The organism is Pseudomonas sp. McL0111 (assembly GCF_052567255.1).
Genome location: NZ_CP199585.1, coordinates 2,437,558 through 2,456,193, shown reverse-complemented (window position 1 = coordinate 2,456,193; position 18,636 = coordinate 2,437,558). Strand labels below are relative to the sequence as shown.

Here is an 18,636-nt window from a genome sequence, read left to right as displayed (position 1 = left end):
CAGGCTGGCTCCCACAGGAGTTGATCTCGATCACGGAATTTGCAGGCTATCGCGATTACTGTGGGAGCCAGCCTGCTGGCGATGAGGCCCGCCAATACACCGCACATCTGTCATGAACGCCACTTGTCTGCGACATGATGTCGTTTCATATGCCATACAAAACCCATTGGGTTAGAATGCCCCCCTTTTCTGCCCCGATCCTTGAGGACCGCCATGTTCAGCCGTGATTTGACTATTGCCAAGTACGACGCCGACCTTTTTGCCGCCATGGAGCAAGAAGCTCAGCGCCAGGAAGAACACATCGAGCTGATCGCTTCGGAAAACTACACCAGCCCAGCGGTGATGGAAGCTCAAGGCTCGGTTCTGACCAACAAGTACGCCGAAGGCTACCCGGGCAAGCGCTACTACGGTGGTTGCGAGTTCGTTGACATCGTCGAGCAGCTTGCAATTGATCGAGCCAAAGAGCTGTTCGGCGCTGATTACGCCAACGTTCAGCCGCACGCCGGTTCGCAAGCCAACGCCGCTGTCTATCTGGCGTTGCTGCAAGGTGGCGACACCATTCTGGGCATGAGCCTGGCCCACGGTGGTCACCTGACCCACGGTGCCAGCGTTTCGTCCTCCGGCAAGCTGTACAACGCCGTTCAGTACGGTATCGATGCCAACGGCCTGATCGACTACGACGAAGTCGAGCGTCTGGCTGTCGAGCACAAGCCAAAAATGATCGTGGCCGGTTTCTCTGCCTACTCGCAGATCCTCGACTTCCCGCGTTTCCGCGAAATCGCTGACAAGGTTGGCGCTTACCTGTTCGTCGACATGGCCCACGTGGCCGGTCTGGTCGCCGCTGGCGTCTACCCGAACCCGGTGCCATTCGCTGACGTCGTGACCACCACCACGCACAAGACCCTGCGCGGTCCTCGTGGCGGCCTGATCCTGGCTCGCGCCAACGCCGAGATCGAGAAGAAGCTGAACTCCGCAGTATTCCCGGGCGCCCAGGGTGGCCCGCTGGAGCACGTGATCGCCGCCAAGGCAATCTGCTTCAAGGAAGCGCTGCAGCCTGAGTTCAAGGTTTATCAGGAACAAGTCGTGCTGAACGCCCAGGCCATGGCCGAAGTGTTCATCGAGCGCGGTTTCGACGTGGTTTCCGGCGGTACCAAGAACCACCTGTTCCTGCTGTCGCTGATCAAGCAGGACATCTCCGGGAAAGACGCCGACGCCGCTCTGGGCAAAGCGTTCATCACCGTGAACAAGAACTCGGTGCCTAACGATCCACGTTCGCCGTTCGTCACTTCCGGTCTGCGCTTCGGTACTCCGGCTGTGACCACTCGCGGCTTCAAGCAAGCAGAGTGCAAAGAGCTGGCTGGCTGGATCTGCGACATCCTGGCTGACCTGAACAACGAAGCGGTGATCGACGCCGTTCGTGAGAAAGTCAAAGCCATCTGCAAGAAGTTGCCGGTATACGGCGCTTAATCAGCCCCGCTGACTCGCAGTAAAAAAACCGGCCAGAGATGGCCGGTTTTTTATTGCCCGCAAAAAAGTTTCGAACCGCGAGATGCTCAAGGTCGGGGTGTTGCGCGCAACTGGTAAGACCGGTCATGCCAATTCGTCAGTTTTCACTTGCGAACCTCAGAAAGCACGGCCTAGACTGCGCCTGCACTGGACATACCGGTAAGACCACAATAATTAAGTCCTGAATCTGATGCGCCAAGCGCACGGCAGCCAGGACACCGACCAGGATTCCTCCCATGCTCAGATGGTGCTCGCGTTCAATCTTCCTTCAAGTGGTTCTCGGACTGGTGCTCGGCATCGTCTGCGGGCTGACCCTGCCTGAATACTCGGCCCAGCTCAAACCGCTCGGCGACGGCTTCATCAAACTGATCAAGATGCTCATCGGTCTGATCGTGTTCTGCGTGGTCGTCAGCGGCATCAGCGGCGCGGGCGATCTGAAGAAGGTCGGGCGCATTGGCCTCAAGTCAGTAATCTACTTCGAAGTGCTGACCACCATCGCCCTGGTGATCGGCCTGGTGTTCGCCTTCAGCACCGGGATCGGTAGCGGCGCAAACATCCATCTGGAGCAACTGTCCGCCGCCGACATGGGCGACATCGCCCAGCGCGGCCAGCATATGCACACCACCACGCAATTCCTGATGGATCTGATCCCGACCTCGGTGATTGGCGCCTTTGCCGACAACAACATCCTGCAAGTGCTGCTGTTCTCGGTGCTGTTCGGCAGCGCGTTGAATCTGGTGGGCGAGGCCGCTTCCGGGATCTCGCGGCTGATCAACGAACTGAGCCATGTGATATTCCGGATCATGGGCATGATCGTGCGTCTGGCGCCGATTGGCGTGTTCGGCGCCATAGCTTTCACCACCAGTAAATATGGCCTCGATTCGCTGCAACATCTGGGCAGTCTGGTGGGCCTGTTCTACCTGACCTGCATGGCGTTCGTCGGCTTGATTCTCGGCCTGGTGATGCGCCTTTCCGGCCTGCGCATGTGGCCCCTGCTCAAGTACCTGCGCGAAGAATTGCTGATCGTCATGGGCACCGCATCGTCCGACGCCGTGTTGCCGCAGATCATGCGCAAACTCGAGCATCTGGGCATCGGCAGTTCTACCGTTGGGCTGGTGATTCCCACCGGTTACTCGTTCAACCTCGACGGTTTTTCGATCTACCTGACGTTGGCCATCGTGTTCATCGCCAACGCCACCGGCACACCGCTGGCAATGACTGATTTGCTGACGATTCTGCTGGTGTCGCTGATCACCTCCAAAGGCGCGCACGGCATTCCGGGTTCAGCGCTGGTGATTCTTGCGGCAACCCTGACGGCAATTCCGGCTATCCCGGTAGTCGGTCTGGTGCTGGTTTTGGCGGTGGACTGGTTCATGGGCATTGGCCGCGCATTGACCAATCTGATCGGCAACTGCGTCGCCACTGTAGCCATCGCTCGTTGGGAAAAAGACATCGATGTACAACGGGCGAACAAGGTGCTCAACGGCGAGCAAGGCTATAACTTTCAGGCAAGAAAAACGGCCCCTCAAGCGGCCGCCAAAGAATTTTGAATGACCACCGTGCCTGCCCGACCGCAGGCACGGCTCATGGAGCGAACCAGTGATCAGCACCTCAACCGTCGTCAACTCAGTCGTAGAAAAACTGCGCGCCGCACTGGCCCGTGGTCAATGGCGCTCCGGCGACATGCTCCCCGGCCAGCGTGAACTGGCGGAACAACTGGGCATCAGCCGCCCAAGCCTGCGTGAAGCAGTGATCGTCCTGGAAACCCTTGGTCTGGTGCGTTCGATGCCGGGCAAAGGCGTGGTCGTCCTCGACGCACAACTGAGCGACAGCCAAAGCCACGACAGTGCAGTGGCCAGTGCCAGCCTCGAAGATGTGCTGCAACTGCGCTACACCCTTGAGCCGTTCATCGTCGGGCTGGTGGCGCAGTCGATCAGCAGCAAGGAAGTCGGACAACTGCGCCTGACCCTGATGGACATGCGCGAAGCGCTTGAGGCCGGCGACAGTGAAGCCGGGGTCAGCGCCTACATCGCCTTCCACGAAGAACTGTTCACCCTGACCTCGAACCCGATCTTCCAGAGTGTCGTGCAGCAAACCAGCAATGCCCTCAAGCAGAGCGCCGAGGTGCTGCGTAATTCCCCTGAACACCTCGCGGAGCGTCTGGAGGAAAACGAAGCCGTGGTTCGCGCGATCCGCAGCAAGAACAGCGCCCAAGCCAGCGCCGAAATGCGCCGGCACATTCTGCGCGAAGGTCAGCGGATGGGCATCGAGCTGAATATTCCGGAAGACAATCTGAGTCGCTAAACCGCTTTGCACTGGAGACCGGTCATGAACAGTTTTGCCACACCGTCGCACCCATGTCAGACCGCGACTGCCCTGCCCCTCTCCCGCCACCTCGACCCGCCATCCGCAGAAGACGATCTGTACGCGCGGATGTTTGATGCAATTCTCGAACAACGACTTTCACCCACCAGCCGCTTTACCCCAGAAAGTCTGGCCCGGATGTTCGACGCACCACGCACTGTCACCCGGCAGGTCTTGACCCGCTTGGCTCACCAACAGGTGATGATACTGCGGCCGAATCTTCGCCCAACGGTTACCACCACTAACCTGGAGCAAGCCCGGCAAATTCTTCATGCCCGTCGGCTGGCGGAGTCCACTGTCATCGAGCTCTTTTGCCAGCAATATCGTCCTGATGCGATCGCTCGGCTACGCGAGTCGGTTCGACAGCAACGACTAAGCGCGAACAAAGGGGAGCATGGCCGGGTTATCCGTTTGTCCGGCGAATTTCACTTGATGCTTGCCGAGTTCGCCGGTAACCGCCCGCTGGCGCATTTTCTTGGCAGCCTGGTGCCGCTGACCTCATTGGTGATAGCGCAGCACGCGCAACGGGGCGATCCGCAACAAGCAATTCGCTGCCATGCCACGATCACCGATGCTCTGGAGCGATCCGAACAACAGTTGGGCGTAAAACTCATGTTGCATCATCTACATGAACTTGAACTTACACTTACCCCCACAACGACTTGAAGTTTCGCACGCCACCCAGTGGCCGACATCATTAAATGCCGGCCAACTAAGCCATCATTTCAGAAGTACAACTGCAGCGCTGCCCCCGCCAACATAACGACACACTCTATCTCTTCCCGTCGATTTAAAACTGACTACTATCTCAACACTTCCCCCACTGGACTCAAGGATGAGTGCATGAGCATCAATCGACAGAATTCCTTTATTGCCACCTTGCAAGTGGACAACCAACACCTGGACCTTCTGGAAAATCTATACAGCGGCCCTATCAAAAGAACCACGAGCCTTTTTTCCGGTGGCTTTTATGCGGGTGCGGCTTCGGTCATTGACGACTCGCACTTATTGGGCCTGCGCACCCGCAAACAATTAACGAATATTACGCCAGGCAAACTCTACTTTCGTTGTACCGAAGATTATTACACGCTGAAAATACTAACCCCTGGAACTTACGCCAATCATTATTTCAGCAAGGACGAGTCAGGTGTACTGGGTGCATTTCCGCCAGCAGGCGGCGACACCACATCCTTCAATCTGCTGGACATGAACAACAACATCATCACGCGGGATGACCTGCGCCGCGATACTCAGCGAATCAGGCTCAAGGCGCGCAACGCCGGCCAGATCAGTGCCCTTCGTCGTCGAGGGGCACCCTATACCTACCTGGCAGATATCAAGAGTAACGGGTTGGTATTCGACCTGCGCATCAGCGAAAGGAACGTTCCCTACCCAAACGATCCGGATGATATCTGATATTCGCCACCCACAATATTTCAACCAGTTTGAGAGGTATCCCCATGAGTTCTGATCAAGAAAAATCCTTTATCGCGACACTCAGCACAAAGTACGGCTATCCACACCTCCCGGCATTGACGTATGGCCGGCCAGTCAACACTCCAAACATGGACTACATCCCGTTCGGCTTCAAATCACACCTGGATGTTTCCAACTATTTATTTCTAAGACCGGACATAGCTGCCAACTCCCTGACTTTTTATTTCAGGTGCCTGGATGACTATTACACGATTTACATCTTTACTCGCGGCGCTTACCACTACCAGACTCTGAGCAATGAAGATGATGATTTCCTGAGCGCCTATACGCCCAATAACAGTGACCAGACTACCTTCAACTTACTGAACAGTAGCGGCAAGATCATCACCCTCGACGACCTCACTACTGACACACCAACTGTCAAATTACAAACACGCAGCGGCAAACTTTTACGAAGGGGACGTTCACGAAAAAAATATGATCCAGTGGCTGGAACGGCTGTGCGTCTCGACGCTCGGCACGATCCTGTGGCTCTTGATTTCAAACTGAACATACTGCAGCGCAACGCGCCTTACTGATTGGTCAATCATCTCGCAATGGCGCCCTTGTCCATCGGTCTGGACAAGGGCGCCATTGCCTTACTTATCTCGAGACCATCTGGAAAAATCCTTCCTGAATTTTTTCCTCAGGCAGCTCATCGGCAATAAACACGATCACGCTTTCCCGCACTTCGCCCTCGGCCCACTCGGTGTCCCAGTCGAAACCATAAAGCTTCAAGACCCCTTGAAACACCAGCCGCCGATCTTCGCCGGCAATGCTCAGCACGCCTTTGTAGCGCAGCAATTGCTTGCCGTGTTCTTCCAGCAATTCATTCATGAACTCGCTGAGCTGATCGATATCCAGCGGCTGGTCCGTGCGCAGCACCAGACTGGAAATACGATCAATCGATGGCGCCTTGCTCACCGGGCGCAGATTCATCCCGCCGCCCAGATCGGCATTGAGGTTGAAACCGCGCACATCGAGCAATTCGGCCAGATCAATATTGCCGTGTTCGACCACACGAATCGGCGCGCGGCGGTTAATCCGCGTCAGGCGCTCGCTGAGTGCGGTGAATGCCGCTGCGTCCACCAGATCAGTCTTGCTCACCAGCAAGCGGTCGGCAAAACCGATCTGCGCCTGGGCGATGGTCTGGGTCAGGTGTTGCTCGGCGTGGGCCGCATCTACCAAAGTGATGATGCCGTCGAGGATGTAGCGCTCGCGCAGTTCTTCATCGATGAAAAAGGTCTGGGCCACCGGTGCCGGATCGGCCAGACCGGTGCATTCGATCACCAGTCGGTCGAAGGCGATTTCGCCGCTGTCCAGTCGTTCGAGCAGCAGGTACAGGGCTTTGGTCAGATCGGTATGGATGGTGCAGCAGACGCAGCCGTTGGCCAGCGTCATGACTTGTACCGGCTCGTCGCCCAGCAATTGGGTGTCGATACCGGCGTCACTGAATTCGTTTTCGATCACGGCGATTTTCAGACCGTGCTCGGCTTTCAGCAGGTGGCGCAGCAAGGTGGTCTTGCCGGCACCGAGGAAACCGCTGAGGACTGTTACAGGTATGGGAGAAGACAAAACCCGATCTCCTTAAAAGGAACACAAAAACAAATGTGGGAGCGAGCTTGCTCGCGAAAGCGGTGTGTCAGCCAATGGATTCATCAACTGACACTCCGTATTCGCGAGCAAGCTCGCTCCCACCGGGGATAGCTCGACCTCAGGCTCTAATCAACAGCACTTCGGCCCACCCTTGCCACCGTAACGGGCTTCCTGACGTTCGCGGAAGAACATCTCGTAGCTCATCACCGGTTTGTCCGGGTGTTTGGTTTGCATATGCTCGACGTAGGTGTCGTAGTCGGGCATGCCGACCATCAGGCGCGCAGCCTGACCGAGGTATTTACCGAGGCGACTCAGGTCATTGAACATGGTGCAATCCTCTGGTTACGCGTCCGGCAGAGCCTGGAATGGCGATTCTTTGTCCGTACGTTCTTTTTGACCCCAGGCGGCGATGCCGACCTTGAGCGCATAGAACAGGATGCTGAATACCACGAACAGGAACAGCGCGGTGAGCGTTGCGTTGGTGTAGGCGTTGAAGATCACGTGCTGCATCTGATCGATGCTCTTGGCCGGGGCAAGAATCTGACCGTTGGCCAACGCATCGCTGTATTTCTTGGCCAGCGACAGGAAACCGATTGCCGGGTTGGCGTCGAACAGTTTGATGAAACCTGCGGTCGTGGTGCAGATCAGCAGCCAGGCTGCCGGCAACAGGGTCACCCAGATGTAGCGTTGACGCTTCATTTTGATCAGCACAACGGTGCCGAGCATCAGCGCGATACCGGCCAGCATCTGGTTGGAGATACCGAACAGCGGCCACAAGGTATTGATGCCGCCCAGTGGATCGATCACGCCTTGGTACAGCAACCAGCCCCACATCACCACACAACCGGCGGTGGCAATCAGGTTGGCAGTCCACGATTCAGTACGTCGCAATGCCGGAACGAAGGAGCCGAGCAGATCCTGCAGCATGAATCGCCCGGCACGGGTACCGGCGTCGACCGCGGTCAGAATGAACAGCGCTTCGAACAGGATCGCAAAGTGGTACCAGAACGCCATGGTGTTTTCACCCGGCAGGACACTGTGCAGGATCTGCGCGATACCGACCGCCAGGGTCGGCGCACCACCGGCACGGGCCAGGATGGTGGTTTCGCCGATGTCGTGCGCCACGGCTTGCAGCGCTTCCGGCGTAATCGCGAAGCCCCAGCTGGAGACCACTTGCGCAACCGATGCCACATCACTGCCGACCACGGCAGCCGGGCTGTTCATGGCGAAGTAAACGCCAGGCTCGATCACCGAAGCGGCGACCATGGCCATGATGGCGACGAACGACTCCATCAGCATGCCGCCGTAACCGATGTAACGGGCGTTGGTTTCGTTATCCAACAGCTTCGGTGTGGTGCCCGAAGAAATCAGCGCGTGGAAACCGGAAACCGCACCGCAAGCAATGGTGATGAACAGGAACGGGAACAGACCGCCCTTCCACACCGGGCCAGTGCCGTCGACGAACTGGGTCAGCGCGGGCATTTTCAGCTCGGGCATGGTCACCAGAATGCCGATTGCCAAAGCAATGATGGTGCCGATCTTGAGGAATGTGGAGAGGTAGTCACGCGGTGCCAGAATCAGCCACACCGGTAGCGATGCCGCCACGAAACCGTAACCCACCAGCATCCAGGTAATTTGCACGCCAGTGAAGGTGAAGGCTTTTGCCCACACCGGATCGGCGGCAATCTGCCCACCCAGCCAGATCGAACCCAGCAGCAGCAATACGCCGACCACGGAGATCTCGCCGATGCGGCCCGGACGGATGTAGCGCATATAAATGCCCATGAACATCGCGATCGGGATGGTCGCCATCACGGTGAAGATGCCCCACGGGCTCTCGGCCAGTGCCTTGACCACGATCAGCGCCAGCACCGCGAGGATGATGATCATGATCAGGAAGCAGCCGAACAGTGCAATGGTGCCGGGAACGCGGCCCATTTCTTCACGCACCATGTCGCCCAGGGAACGGCCGTTGCGCCGGGTCGACATGAACAGAACCATGAAGTCCTGAACCGCGCCCGCCAGCACCACGCCGGCAATCAGCCACAACGTGCCGGGCAAGTAGCCCATCTGCGCCGCCAATACCGGGCCGACCAGAGGCCCCGCGCCGGCGATGGCCGCGAAGTGGTGACCGAAGAGAATGTGTTTGTTGGTCGGAACGTAATCCAGACCGTCATTGTTGACCACGGCGGGGGTGGCCCGGCGTGGATCGAGTTGCATCACATTGTTTGCGATGAACAGACTGTAGTAACGGTACGCAACCAGATAAATGGCCACGGCAGCGACCACAATCCACAAGGCGTTGATCGCCTCGCCTCGGCGCAATGCCACTACGCCCAGGGCGCACGCTCCTACGATTGCCAGCAGCAGCCAGGGTAAGTGGCGTAGCAGGCTATTATTATTTTTCATTTTATTATTCCAGCCAGGGTGGACAAGAAAGACAGCCACCTCGAGTTTAGCGCTACTGGCGGTAAAGACCATACCCCGACGTTGGTCTGGGCCCCCGTCCTGGCTGGCACGCTTGAACAATGCGGGTCTATAGTCAGCGAACATCAGGAGGATTGCGCCATGAGTGAACAGTCTGCCAATCGTCGCCGCTTCAAACGTATTGCGTTCGATGCCAGAACCGAATTGCGCCAAGGTGAATACATCTGGCCAGTGAAGCTGATCGACTTGTCACTCAAGGGACTGCTGATCGAGCGGCCGGAGCCGTGGCTGGGGAATGCCGAGCAGATTTTCTATGTCGACATCCATCTTAGTGAGGACGCCGAAATTCAGATGGATGTGCAGTTGAAACACGATGACCACGGGCAGCTTGGCTTTGTCTGCCGACACATCAATCTGGAATCAATCCAGCGTTTGCGGCGGTTGATCGAACTGAACCTGGCGGACGAAGCAGAACTTGAGCGCGAACTGGGTGCCCTGATCGAACTCTGAGAACCACCACAAATCCAGTGTGGGTTTTGTGATTATTCGAAGAGCGCGTCGAGGGCTTGTTCGAGTCGGGTCACGGCGATGATCTGCAAGCCTGGTGGCGATTCCTTCGGCGCATTGCCCTTGGGCACGATTGCGCGCTTGAAGCCATGTTTGGCCGCTTCCTTCAGTCGCTCCTGACCGCTCGGCACCGGACGCACTTCGCCGGACAGACCGACCTCACCGAACACCAGCAGATCATGCGGCAACGGCCGGTTTCGCAAACTCGACATCACCGCCGCCATCAGCGCCAGATCGGATGCGGTTTCCAGCACCTTGACCCCGCCGACCACGTTGAGAAATACATCCTGATCGTGGGTCGGAATACCGCCGTGACGGTGCAGGACCGCAAGCAACATCGCCAAGCGGTTCTGATCCAGTCCCAATGTCACCCGTCGCGGGTTGGCCAAGTGACTGTCATCCACCAGCGCCTGCACTTCAACCAGCATCGGTCGGGTGCCTTCCCACGTCGCCATCACCACACTGCCCGGGACTTCTTCCTGAGCACGCGTAAGAAAAATCGCCGAAGGATTGGAGACTTCTTTCAGGCCCTTGTCGGTCATGCCGAACACGCCCAGTTCGTTTACCGCACCGAAACGATTTTTCACCGCCCGCAGCAAACGCAGCCGACCATCGGATTCTCCTTCGAAATACAGCACCGTGTCGACCATGTGCTCGAGAACGCGGGGGCCTGCCAGCGCGCCTTCCTTGGTGACGTGGCCGACGAGGAAAATCGCCGTGCCGCTTTGCTTGGCATAACGCACCAGCAGCGCCGCACTCTCGCGCACCTGGGACACTCCACCCGGCGCCGATTGCAATTGTTCGGTGAAAATCGTCTGGATCGAGTCGATCACCATCACTTTCGGCTTTTCGACCCGAGCGGTGGCGATGATGGTTTCGATGCAGGTTTCGGTCATGACCCGCAGTTGATCCTGCGGCAGGCCGAGGCGACGGGCGCGCATCGCCACTTGTTGCTGGGATTCTTCACCAGTGACGTACAGCGCCGACATGCTTTTGGCCAGGTTGCACAGGGTCTGGAGCAGGATCGTCGATTTACCGATCCCGGGATCACCGCCGATCAGCACCACCGAACCATCGACCAGACCGCCACCCAACACCCGATCCAGCTCACTGGACGCCGTGGAAAAACGCGGAATCTCTTCAACACTGACTTCAGCCAGGGTCTTGATCTGTGCCTGCTGCCCGGTCCAACCGGTACGACCCGCCGGCGCCGCAGCACCGCCGCTCTCGATCATGGTTTCGGTCAGGGTGTTCCAGGCACCGCATTCGCCGCACTGCCCGGCCCATTTGGGAAAGGTTGCGCCGCACTCGGTGCAGCCATACATGCGCTTGGCCTTGGCCATCTGAACTCCCGGGGCAAAACCGCGATGATAACGCAGGCGTGGCCGATCAGCGCGGCGCGGCGGTATGGATTTCTCCGCTGGCCAGACGCGCGGCGCTGTTGCCCAACGGATCTTCGGCATTCAGGTCGGCGCCCTTGGCCTTGAGCGCATCGAGCAATTCCTGGCGTTTGAACAATCCGGCGTACATCGCTGCGGTTTGTCCGGCGCCATTACGCTGATCGGGACTGCATTCGCTGGCCATCAATCGTCGAGCGATCTGTAACTCGCCTTTGAAAATCGCGCCCATCAGTGCGGTATTCCCCCGTTGATCCTGAGCGCAGGCGTCTGCTCCTGCATCGAGCAACCTGTCCACCGCCGCCCCTTGGCCGTGATAAGCCGCCAGAATCAGCGCGGTGTAGCCCTTGTCGTCACGGGTATCGAGCGAGTAACCGGACTCGATGAAGGTATCGAGCATCGGCACGTCGCCACGCCGGGCGGCATCGAAATAGTAGTTTTGCAATTCGACCCGGATTGCTTCGGGATTCTGTTGCGCCGGTGCCGCCAACGCCCCGAAGGACAGACACCCGAGCAATAAAAGAAAAATACGCATTAGCAGCCTCCTCAAGCGCAACGCGGGGCTGACTCAACCCCGCGTTGCGTAGCGTCGAATCAGTCGACCAGTTTCGCCGCCAGTGCCTTGACCCGGCTCAGGTCGCCCTTGGCCACTTTGGTCACGCCGGTGCCGTACTCAGGATCAGCCTTATAGAGGAAGGACAGGATGATGTGCTTGCTCTCATCGTCGGTGGTGGCAAGCGAACCGCCAAAACTGGCGATCAGATCCTGACGCTCGCTCTTGCTGAACGAGCGATACAGGTCGCCAGCCTGCTTGAAGTTCTGCTCACGCTGGATTTTCGCCTGCTGAGTGCTGCCGGACAGCGCCAACTGGCTGTAACGCGCGCTTTGCGGTTCGTCACGCTGCTGCAGACGGCTCGGCTGATAATTTACCCCGGAGTCGCTGGCACCGATGTTCATTGCGCCATCCTGATTGCCATTGTTCACCGGCACTTTTGGCGCATTGATTGGCAGTTGCAAAGCATTGGCGCCTAACCGATACATCTGCGTGTCGGCGTAAGAAAAAACTCGCCCCTGCAACAAGCGATCTTCCGAAGGTTCGATGCCCGGAACAACATTGGACGGTGCCATGGCAACTTGTTCGGTTTCCTGGAACACGTTTGCCGGATTACGGTTCAACACCATTTGTCCAACTTTTCGTTCAGGAACATTCGGCCAGATCTTGGTCGCGTCCAATGGATCGAAATCAAACTTGGACAAATCTTGCGGATTCAGCACCTGGATGTACAAGTCCCACTTCGGGAAGTTGCCCTTATTGATGTTGGTTACCAAATCATCAGTCATGTGACTGTAGTTCTGACCCTGAACTTTTGTCACTTCTTCCGGAGTCAGGTTTTTTATCCCCTGCTGGCTCTTCCAGTGAAACTTTACGTAGTGCACTTCACCCTTGGCATTGACCAACTTGTAAGCGTGGACACCGTTGCCATCCATCTCCCGATAACTGGCCGGAGTTCCTGAATTCGAGTAGAGCTCGGTCAATGTGCGAGTAGCTTCCGGTACATGGGAGAAGAAGTCGAAGCGACGTGAGTCATCATCTAGATTAGTTCGCGGGTCGGGTTTGAAGGCGTGCACCATATCCGGGAACTTGATCGCATCGCGGATGAAGAATGTCGGGAAATTGTTGCCCACCAGATCCCAATTGCCATCAGCGGTGTAGAACTTGGTGGCAAAACCGCGTGGGTCGCGCAGGGTTTCCGGCGAGTGGTTGCCGTGCACCACGGCCGAGAAGCGCACGAACACCGACGTGCTTTGGCCGCTGGCGAAGACCTTGGCCTTGCTCAGGTCGCTGAGGTCGTTGGTCACCGTGAATGTGCCATGGGCACCGGTACCCCGGGCATGCACTACACGCTCGGGAATGCGTTCCCGGTCGAAACGCTGCAGCTTCTGAATCAGTTGCATGTCCTGCAACAGCACCGGGCCGCTGGCCCCGGCAGTTTGCGAGTTCTGATTGTCACCGACCGCAGCACCGTTATCCCGGGTCAGTGGCGCCGCGTTCACCGAGAAGGTCAACAGGCTGGCCGTCAATACGCCAAGCGTGCGGCGATGGGGAAAAGCCCCTAAGCCAAGTATGGAATTCATATCAGGTTCCTCTGGTTGTTTTGGGCGCATCCAGGTGCGCCAACCAGAGGCTAGAGGGCTATGCCCGCGAACATAAATAGAAAGTTCGTAACTCGACGATTGAAATATTTGGCTTCCTGATCAGCGAGTTACGGCGTATTTCGCGCGCGATTAGTGGCACTTTGCAAACTTATCGTCGATTCATGTGTCGATAAAAACGGGCATTGTAAGAAGGTGTTTCGCGCAGGACGCGTTTTGCTGATTTACACTGCGTACACCAACCTCATCTGTAACAAGGAAATAACCTATGGGCGTGCTAAGTGAGTTCAAGGCCTTCGCGGTCAAAGGCAATGTGGTCGACATGGCCGTCGGTATCATCATCGGTGCCGCCTTCGGCAAAATCGTTTCATCGTTTGTCGGTGACGTGATCATGCCGCCGATCGGCTTGTTGATCGGTGGGGTGGATTTCAGTGATCTCGCCGTAACGCTTAAGGCGGCAGATGGAACTGCCCCGGCCGTGGTGATGGCTTACGGCAAATTCCTGCAAACCATACTCGACTTCATCATCGTCGCCTTCGCGATCTTCATGGGTGTCAAAGCCATCAACCGCCTGAAGCGTGAAGAGGCCGTGGCTCCTACCCTGCCACCGGTACCGACCAAGGAAGAAGAACTGCTTGGCGAAATCCGTGACTTGCTCAAAGCCCAGAACACCCGGCCTTGAACGCCTCATGAGTAAAAAACGGCGCCTGCGGGCGCCGTTTTTTTACCAGTAGTTTTCCACTGCCACCTGCCCCGGTCGCCGGGTCAGGCTCAGGCTCATGCCCCGCTGTTTGAGCAGGGCCCGGGTGTCATCGATCATCTGTGGATTGCCGCACAGCATGACCCGCGAATGTTCAGGCGACAGTTCCAGGCCCGCTGCGCGCTCCAGGTCACCGTTTTCGATCAGAGTAGTGATGCGCCCACTCAAGGCTGCGGGATGCTGTTCGCGGGTGACGGTGGGGATGAACTGCAGCTTATGCGCATGTTCCGCAAGGTAATCACGCTGTGCCAGTTGCGCGATCAACTGCAGATACGCCAGCTCCCGCGCTTCGCGCACGCTGTAGACCAGAATGATCCGTTCGAATTTTTCCCAGACCTCGAAGTCCTGCAGGATCGACAGGAACGGCGCCACACCAGTGCCTGTGGATAACAGCCAGAGATCGCGGCCGTCGATAAAGCGGTCGAGGGTCAGATAACCAAACGCCTGGCGCTCCACCAGCAATGTGTCGCCGATCTGAAGGCGGCTCAACTCGCTGGTGAACTCACCGCCCGGCACCACGATGGAGAAGAACTCCAGGAATTCATCGAATGGCGACGACACCATGGAGTACGCCCGCCACACCGTACTGCCATCGGCCTTGGTGACGCCGAGGCGGGCAAATTGCCCTGCCCTGAAGCGGAAACCTGGATCGCGCGTGGTACGCAACGTAAACAGGCTGGGCGTCAGGGATTGCACATCCAGCAAGGTCTGAGCGGTGAATTTCTCTGCACTGGCAGTCATGAGGCCTCCATTCAACGATTACCCCAGTGTCGCGCAAAATCAGTTGCTTAAACACCGACACTTTGTGATGGCATTGCAATACTAAACGCGTCATTGAAACTTAACCTCATTTACAAACAGTGTTAATTGGATGACACATTCAACTCTTAGTATTGCGACTTAAATATAAACTCCCACCCAGATTAATAACCCTTTATTTAATATCGCTTGCATGCAAGAGCAAAAAGATTAGAACGCGCCGTAAGAAACGTCCTACACTCGGCTGGGTGCAGGATCTTTGGATCCAAGGAGCACCCACTGGCAATGACTCACGGAGTTTGAGATGGAAATGTGGAAGGAGTCGCAACTAAAGCAACTGACTTTCGCAAGGGAAATAGATACCGCCTACCCGATCTTGTTGAGATTCGCCGAGAATATAGGATTCAATTTTTGCGCGATCTCACTGACGTCAACCGATCGAAGCGCCGACTTTAATGCCTTGCAAATCAATAACTATCCGAAAACATGGAATCAACTTTATGAAAAACAAAACTACAGCAAAATCGACCCGGTAATAGCACACTGCAACCACTCAATGTTACCGATAGTCTGGAGCAAAGAGGTTTTTTCACAAACGCCACAGCTTTGGTCGGACCTGCAACAACATGGATTGCGCCATGCCTGGTCACAATCGTTCCTCCAAGCGGAATCGGGTCTGTGCACGATGCTCAGTCTTGCGCGAAAAAACGGCCCTTTGAGCCCGCTTGAGCTGTATGAGCATTTTGGCTACATGTTTTACGTCACCAGCCATATGAGCGATCTGTTCGTCAGGAACATGCCAAAACGACCGGATAAGCCCGCTCAACCGAAACTGTCACCGCGAGAGCTGGAAGTGCTGAAGTTTTCAGCCGTCGGCAAGACAGCTTATGAGATCTCCAGAATCCTCTGCCTGAGTGAACGGACGGTGAATTATCACGTACAAAACGTGATTGTAAAATTGAACGTCTGCAACAAGATTTCAGCCGTGATTGCAGCCACCCGGATCGGGATTATCTGACCGGACGTCTCGCACGAACCAAAACCTGCGGGTGTTTCAACAGAAAAAAACGTACCATTTGCGACCTTCCAGAGCGATGACGTGTGCCTTTCACGCCGCATTCCGCTCGGTCGGTTCCGCCGCACGACACCCTGGGCCGCGGGACACCCGTTGATTACCCAGAGTCCCCGCCCCATGCCATTGCTCGAAACGCCCTTCGCCCAACTTGATCTGATCCGTCAGCCAGAGCAGCAGAATGAACCGCTGCAAGCCTTCGATGCCGCTGATGAATACCTGCTCAACCATTTGGCCGCGCAGCAGCCGACGGCCGAGACACGGGTGTTGGTGCTCAACGACAGTTTTGGCGCTTTGGCTGCAAGCCTGGTGGGCAAGGTCAAGGTCAGTAGCAGCGGCGATTCGTATCTGGCGTTTCAGGGGCTGGAAAAGAATCTGGTGCGTAATGGCCAGGCATTTGATGCCGTCAGCGGCATCCCTGCCAGCGCGCCGTTCACTGGGCCTTTTGATCGAGTGCTGATTCGCGTGCCGAAGACTCTGGCATTGCTCGAAGAACAATTGATCCGCCTGCAAGGGCAACTGGCCCCAGGCGCAGAGGTGGTGGCGGCAGCGATGGTCAAGCACCTGCCGCGTGCGGCCGGTGATTTGCTGGAGCGTTACATCGGCTCGGTTCAGGCTTCACTGGCAGTAAAAAAAGCCCGGCTGCTGATCGCCACACCCGAGGCAAAAGCGCCTGCGGTCTCGCCCTACCCTTCGCGTTATCTGCTCGACGAACCGGCCATCGAACTGCTCAATCACGCCAACGTGTTCTGCCGCGAAGGTCTGGACATTGGCACTCGCGCATTCCTGCCGCATTTGCCGAAGAATTTGGGCGCGGCCCGGGTTGCCGATCTCGGTTGCGGCAACGGCGTGCTGGCCATCGCCAGCGCCCTGCAAAACCCTGAAGCGCAATACACGCTGGTAGATGAGTCGTTCATGGCGGTGCAGTCGGCCGCCGAGAACTGGCGAGCGGCGCTGGGCGAGCGCGAAGCGATTGTCCGCGCCGATGACGGTCTGGCGGGTCAGGAACCACAATCGCTGGATGTGGTGCTGTGCAACCCGCCGTTCCATCAGCAGCAGGTCGTCGGCGATTTCCTCGCCTGGCGCATGTTCCAACAGGCGCGTGAAGCGCTGGTGGTCGGTGGCGCGTTGTACATCGTCGGCAACCGCCACTTGGGTTATCACAGCAAACTGGCGCGGCTGTTCCGCGGTGTCGAGCAAGTCGCGGCCACCCCGAAATTCGTGATTCTCAAGGCGCGCAAGTAAAACCGAGGTCAAAAAAAACCCTCCACAGGGAGGGTTGCAAAACCGCGACCGAGGGCCGCAGGACGGGAATGTCAGTGCGTGGTCAGGCCGGCTGCGTTCATGAACATGCGCATCAGGCTCGCGACGATGAACAGCGCGCCGACGCTACCGACCCAGATCATGGCCAACCAGCCGAGCCGCTGCCACAGCGGCTTTTTTTCGGCTTCTTCAATCTCGTGCAGGGAATGTTTGCCGTTCATTGCTTCATCCTCAGTCAGATCGATGGCGTCGCTACCGACGCCATCGCGGGCAAGCCCACAACCTTTAGTGATAACCGTCTTCGTGGGTGACCTTGCCGCGGAACACGTAGTAGCTCCAGAAGGTGTAACCCAGGATGAACGGGATGATGAACAACGTACCGACCAGCATGAAGCCCTGACTTTGCGGCGGTGCGGCGGCGTCCCAGATCGAGATCGACGGCGGCACGATGTTCGGCCATAGGCTGATGCCCAGACCGCTGTAGCCGAGGAAGATCAGCACCAGGGTCAGCAGGAACGGCATGTAGTTGGCGTTGCGCGCCACCGCGCGAATCAAGCCATACATGGTCACCAGCACCAGAATCGGCACCGGCATGAACCAGAACAGATTTGGCTTGCTGAACCAGCGAGTGGCGATTTCCGGATGGGCCAACGGCGTCCAGAGGCTGACAATGCCGATCACCGCCAACAGCACGAAGGCCAGAGGTCGCGCCAGATTGTGCATCTGTTCCTGGAGCTTGCCTTCGGTCTTCATGATCAGCCAGGTGCAACCGAGCAAGGCATACGCCACCACCAGTGCGGCGCCGCAGAACAGAGTGAAAGGTGTCAGCCAGTCGAGTGAACCACCGGCAAACTGCCGATTGACCACCGGTAAACCGTCGATGAATGCCCCGAGCGCGACTCCCTGAAAGAACGTCGCCGCCACCGAGCCGCCGATGAATGCCTTGTCCCACAGGTGACGCTTTTCATCCCGGGCCTTGAAGCGAAACTCGAACGCCACGCCGCGGAAGATCAAACCGATCAGCATGAAAATCAGCGGCAGGTACAGCGCCGACAACACCACGGAGTAGGCCAGCGGGAACGCGCCAAACAACGCCGCGCCCCCCAGCACCAGCCAGGTTTCATTGCCGTCCCAGACGGGAGCGACGGTGTTCATCATCACGTCACGATCGACTTTGCCGGGGATGAACGGGAAGAGAATCCCGATACCCAGATCAAACCCGTCCATGACCACGTACATCATGATGCCGAAGATGATGATCACGGCCCAGATCAGCGGAAGATCAATACCCATGA

Annotated in this window: 19 protein-coding genes; 10 read left to right on the top strand and 9 right to left on the bottom strand. The window is 57.3% G+C overall.

Annotation, left to right across the window (positions count from 1 at the left end; all coding sequences use genetic code 11):
• The first annotated feature begins 213 nt into the window (after window positions 1-213).
• From glyA to ACTWLJ_RS11175, 6 genes are all read left to right on the top strand, one after another.
• Window positions 214-1,467, top strand: a complete 1,254-nt coding sequence (gene glyA / locus ACTWLJ_RS11200) for a serine hydroxymethyltransferase (protein WP_445180853.1) — start codon at window positions 214-216, stop codon at window positions 1,465-1,467.
• Window positions 1,468-1,742: 275 nt separating this feature from the next.
• Window positions 1,743-3,056 carry a C4-dicarboxylate transporter DctA gene (locus tag ACTWLJ_RS11195; RefSeq protein ID WP_445180852.1) on the top strand — a complete coding sequence of 438 codons (1,314 nt, stop codon included), beginning with the start codon at window positions 1,743-1,745 and terminating at the stop codon, window positions 3,054-3,056.
• Window positions 3,057-3,105: 49 nt separating this feature from the next.
• A complete protein-coding gene (locus ACTWLJ_RS11190; RefSeq protein ID WP_445180851.1) occupies window positions 3,106-3,810 on the top strand; it encodes a FadR/GntR family transcriptional regulator in 705 nt (234 codons plus the stop codon).
• A gap of 24 nt (window positions 3,811-3,834) precedes the next feature.
• Window positions 3,835-4,536 carry a GntR family transcriptional regulator gene (locus tag ACTWLJ_RS11185; protein ID WP_445180850.1) on the top strand — a complete coding sequence of 234 codons (702 nt, stop codon included), beginning with the start codon at window positions 3,835-3,837 and terminating at the stop codon, window positions 4,534-4,536.
• A 177-nt stretch (window positions 4,537-4,713) separates the two neighbouring features.
• Window positions 4,714-5,286 carry a hypothetical protein gene (locus tag ACTWLJ_RS11180; protein WP_445180849.1) on the top strand — a complete coding sequence of 191 codons (573 nt, stop codon included), beginning with the start codon at window positions 4,714-4,716 and terminating at the stop codon, window positions 5,284-5,286.
• A gap of 44 nt (window positions 5,287-5,330) precedes the next feature.
• Window positions 5,331-5,885 carry a hypothetical protein gene (locus ACTWLJ_RS11175; protein WP_445180848.1) on the top strand — a complete coding sequence of 185 codons (555 nt, stop codon included), beginning with the start codon at window positions 5,331-5,333 and terminating at the stop codon, window positions 5,883-5,885.
• A 64-nt stretch (window positions 5,886-5,949) separates the two neighbouring features.
• Here the strand turns inward: ACTWLJ_RS11175 and yjiA are convergent, their stop codons facing one another.
• From yjiA to ACTWLJ_RS11160, 3 genes are all read right to left on the bottom strand, one after another.
• Entirely contained in the window at window positions 5,950-6,921 is a 972-nt protein-coding gene (gene yjiA / locus ACTWLJ_RS11170; protein WP_445180847.1) for a GTPase, read from the bottom strand.
• A gap of 150 nt (window positions 6,922-7,071) precedes the next feature.
• On the bottom strand, window positions 7,072-7,269 hold the full coding sequence (locus tag ACTWLJ_RS11165; RefSeq protein WP_003228401.1) for a YbdD/YjiX family protein: 198 nt from the start codon (window positions 7,267-7,269) through the stop codon (window positions 7,072-7,074).
• A gap of 15 nt (window positions 7,270-7,284) precedes the next feature.
• Complete coding sequence (locus ACTWLJ_RS11160) at window positions 7,285-9,351, bottom strand: carbon starvation CstA family protein (protein WP_445180846.1); 2,067 nt, start codon at window positions 9,349-9,351, stop codon at window positions 7,285-7,287.
• 159 nt (window positions 9,352-9,510) lie between these two features.
• On the opposite strand from ACTWLJ_RS11160, the gene ACTWLJ_RS11155 reads away from it, so the two are divergent.
• Window positions 9,511-9,879, top strand: a complete 369-nt coding sequence (locus tag ACTWLJ_RS11155) for a PilZ domain-containing protein (RefSeq protein ID WP_445180845.1) — start codon at window positions 9,511-9,513, stop codon at window positions 9,877-9,879.
• Between the two features lie 32 nt (window positions 9,880-9,911).
• Here ACTWLJ_RS11155 and radA read toward each other — a convergent pair whose 3' ends face one another.
• From radA to katB, 3 genes are read right to left on the bottom strand one after another with little or no spacing between them, the layout of a single operon-like run.
• Window positions 9,912-11,279, bottom strand: coding sequence for a DNA repair protein RadA (gene radA / locus ACTWLJ_RS11150; protein WP_401214409.1), 1,368 nt, complete (start codon window positions 11,277-11,279; stop codon window positions 9,912-9,914).
• 46 nt (window positions 11,280-11,325) lie between these two features.
• Entirely contained in the window at window positions 11,326-11,868 is a 543-nt protein-coding gene (locus ACTWLJ_RS11145) for an ankyrin repeat domain-containing protein (RefSeq protein WP_445180844.1), read from the bottom strand.
• A 59-nt stretch (window positions 11,869-11,927) separates the two neighbouring features.
• Window positions 11,928-13,469, bottom strand: a complete 1,542-nt coding sequence (gene katB / locus ACTWLJ_RS11140) for a catalase KatB (protein ID WP_445180843.1) — start codon at window positions 13,467-13,469, stop codon at window positions 11,928-11,930.
• A gap of 286 nt (window positions 13,470-13,755) precedes the next feature.
• Here katB and mscL point away from each other — a divergent pair, with 286 nt between their 5' ends.
• Window positions 13,756-14,169: a large-conductance mechanosensitive channel protein MscL gene (mscL, locus tag ACTWLJ_RS11135; protein ID WP_401214402.1), complete on the top strand. Its 414-nt coding sequence runs from the start codon at window positions 13,756-13,758 to the stop codon at window positions 14,167-14,169.
• Window positions 14,170-14,211: 42 nt separating this feature from the next.
• Here mscL and ACTWLJ_RS11130 read toward each other — a convergent pair whose 3' ends face one another.
• The gene (locus ACTWLJ_RS11130; RefSeq protein WP_445180842.1) at window positions 14,212-14,988 is read right to left on the bottom strand and encodes a ferredoxin--NADP reductase; all 777 of its coding nucleotides are present in this window, start codon (window positions 14,986-14,988) and stop codon (window positions 14,212-14,214) included.
• Window positions 14,989-15,310: 322 nt separating this feature from the next.
• Between ACTWLJ_RS11130 and ACTWLJ_RS11125 the strand changes: the two genes are divergently transcribed.
• Window positions 15,311-16,024 carry an autoinducer binding domain-containing protein gene (locus tag ACTWLJ_RS11125; protein WP_445180841.1) on the top strand — a complete coding sequence of 238 codons (714 nt, stop codon included), beginning with the start codon at window positions 15,311-15,313 and terminating at the stop codon, window positions 16,022-16,024.
• Window positions 16,025-16,198: 174 nt separating this feature from the next.
• On the top strand, window positions 16,199-17,323 hold the full coding sequence (locus tag ACTWLJ_RS11120; RefSeq protein WP_445180840.1) for a methyltransferase: 1,125 nt from the start codon (window positions 16,199-16,201) through the stop codon (window positions 17,321-17,323).
• A gap of 71 nt (window positions 17,324-17,394) precedes the next feature.
• On the opposite strand, the gene ACTWLJ_RS11115 is transcribed toward ACTWLJ_RS11120, so the two are convergent.
• Both ACTWLJ_RS11115 and cydB read right to left on the bottom strand, forming a co-directional pair.
• Window positions 17,395-17,562 carry a DUF2474 domain-containing protein gene (locus ACTWLJ_RS11115; protein WP_401214393.1) on the bottom strand — a complete coding sequence of 56 codons (168 nt, stop codon included), beginning with the start codon at window positions 17,560-17,562 and terminating at the stop codon, window positions 17,395-17,397.
• A 64-nt stretch (window positions 17,563-17,626) separates the two neighbouring features.
• Window positions 17,627-18,634: a cytochrome d ubiquinol oxidase subunit II gene (cydB, locus tag ACTWLJ_RS11110; RefSeq protein WP_401214390.1), complete on the bottom strand. Its 1,008-nt coding sequence runs from the start codon at window positions 18,632-18,634 to the stop codon at window positions 17,627-17,629.
• Window positions 18,635-18,636: the final 2 nt, after the last annotated feature.

Bases quoted from the DNA above. Each gene is read 5' to 3' on its own strand.
- glyA (WP_445180853.1), top strand. From the start codon at position 214: ATGTTCAGCCGTGATTTGACTATTGCCAAGTACGACGCCGACCTTTTT.
- ACTWLJ_RS11195 (WP_445180852.1), top strand. From the start codon at position 1,743: ATGCTCAGATGGTGCTCGCGTTCAATCTTCCTTCAAGTGGTTCTCGGA.
- ACTWLJ_RS11185 (WP_445180850.1), top strand. From the start codon at position 3,835: ATGAACAGTTTTGCCACACCGTCGCACCCATGTCAGACCGCGACTGCC.
- ACTWLJ_RS11180 (WP_445180849.1), top strand. From the start codon at position 4,714: ATGAGCATCAATCGACAGAATTCCTTTATTGCCACCTTGCAAGTGGAC.
- ACTWLJ_RS11175 (WP_445180848.1), top strand. From the start codon at position 5,331: ATGAGTTCTGATCAAGAAAAATCCTTTATCGCGACACTCAGCACAAAG.
- ACTWLJ_RS11165 (WP_003228401.1), bottom strand. From the start codon at position 7,269: ATGTTCAATGACCTGAGTCGCCTCGGTAAATACCTCGGTCAGGCTGCG.
- ACTWLJ_RS11160 (WP_445180846.1), bottom strand. From the start codon at position 9,351: ATGAAAAATAATAATAGCCTGCTACGCCACTTACCCTGGCTGCTGCTG.
- ACTWLJ_RS11155 (WP_445180845.1), top strand. From the start codon at position 9,511: ATGAGTGAACAGTCTGCCAATCGTCGCCGCTTCAAACGTATTGCGTTC.
- radA (WP_401214409.1), bottom strand. From the start codon at position 11,279: ATGGCCAAGGCCAAGCGCATGTATGGCTGCACCGAGTGCGGCGCAACC.
- ACTWLJ_RS11145 (WP_445180844.1), bottom strand. From the start codon at position 11,868: ATGCGTATTTTTCTTTTATTGCTCGGGTGTCTGTCCTTCGGGGCGTTG.
- katB (WP_445180843.1), bottom strand. From the start codon at position 13,469: ATGAATTCCATACTTGGCTTAGGGGCTTTTCCCCATCGCCGCACGCTT.
- mscL (WP_401214402.1), top strand. From the start codon at position 13,756: ATGGGCGTGCTAAGTGAGTTCAAGGCCTTCGCGGTCAAAGGCAATGTG.
- ACTWLJ_RS11130 (WP_445180842.1), bottom strand. From the start codon at position 14,988: ATGACTGCCAGTGCAGAGAAATTCACCGCTCAGACCTTGCTGGATGTG.
- ACTWLJ_RS11125 (WP_445180841.1), top strand. From the start codon at position 15,311: ATGGAAATGTGGAAGGAGTCGCAACTAAAGCAACTGACTTTCGCAAGG.
- ACTWLJ_RS11120 (WP_445180840.1), top strand. From the start codon at position 16,199: ATGCCATTGCTCGAAACGCCCTTCGCCCAACTTGATCTGATCCGTCAG.
- ACTWLJ_RS11115 (WP_401214393.1), bottom strand. From the start codon at position 17,562: ATGAACGGCAAACATTCCCTGCACGAGATTGAAGAAGCCGAAAAAAAG.
- cydB (WP_401214390.1), bottom strand. From the start codon at position 18,634: ATGGGTATTGATCTTCCGCTGATCTGGGCCGTGATCATCATCTTCGGC.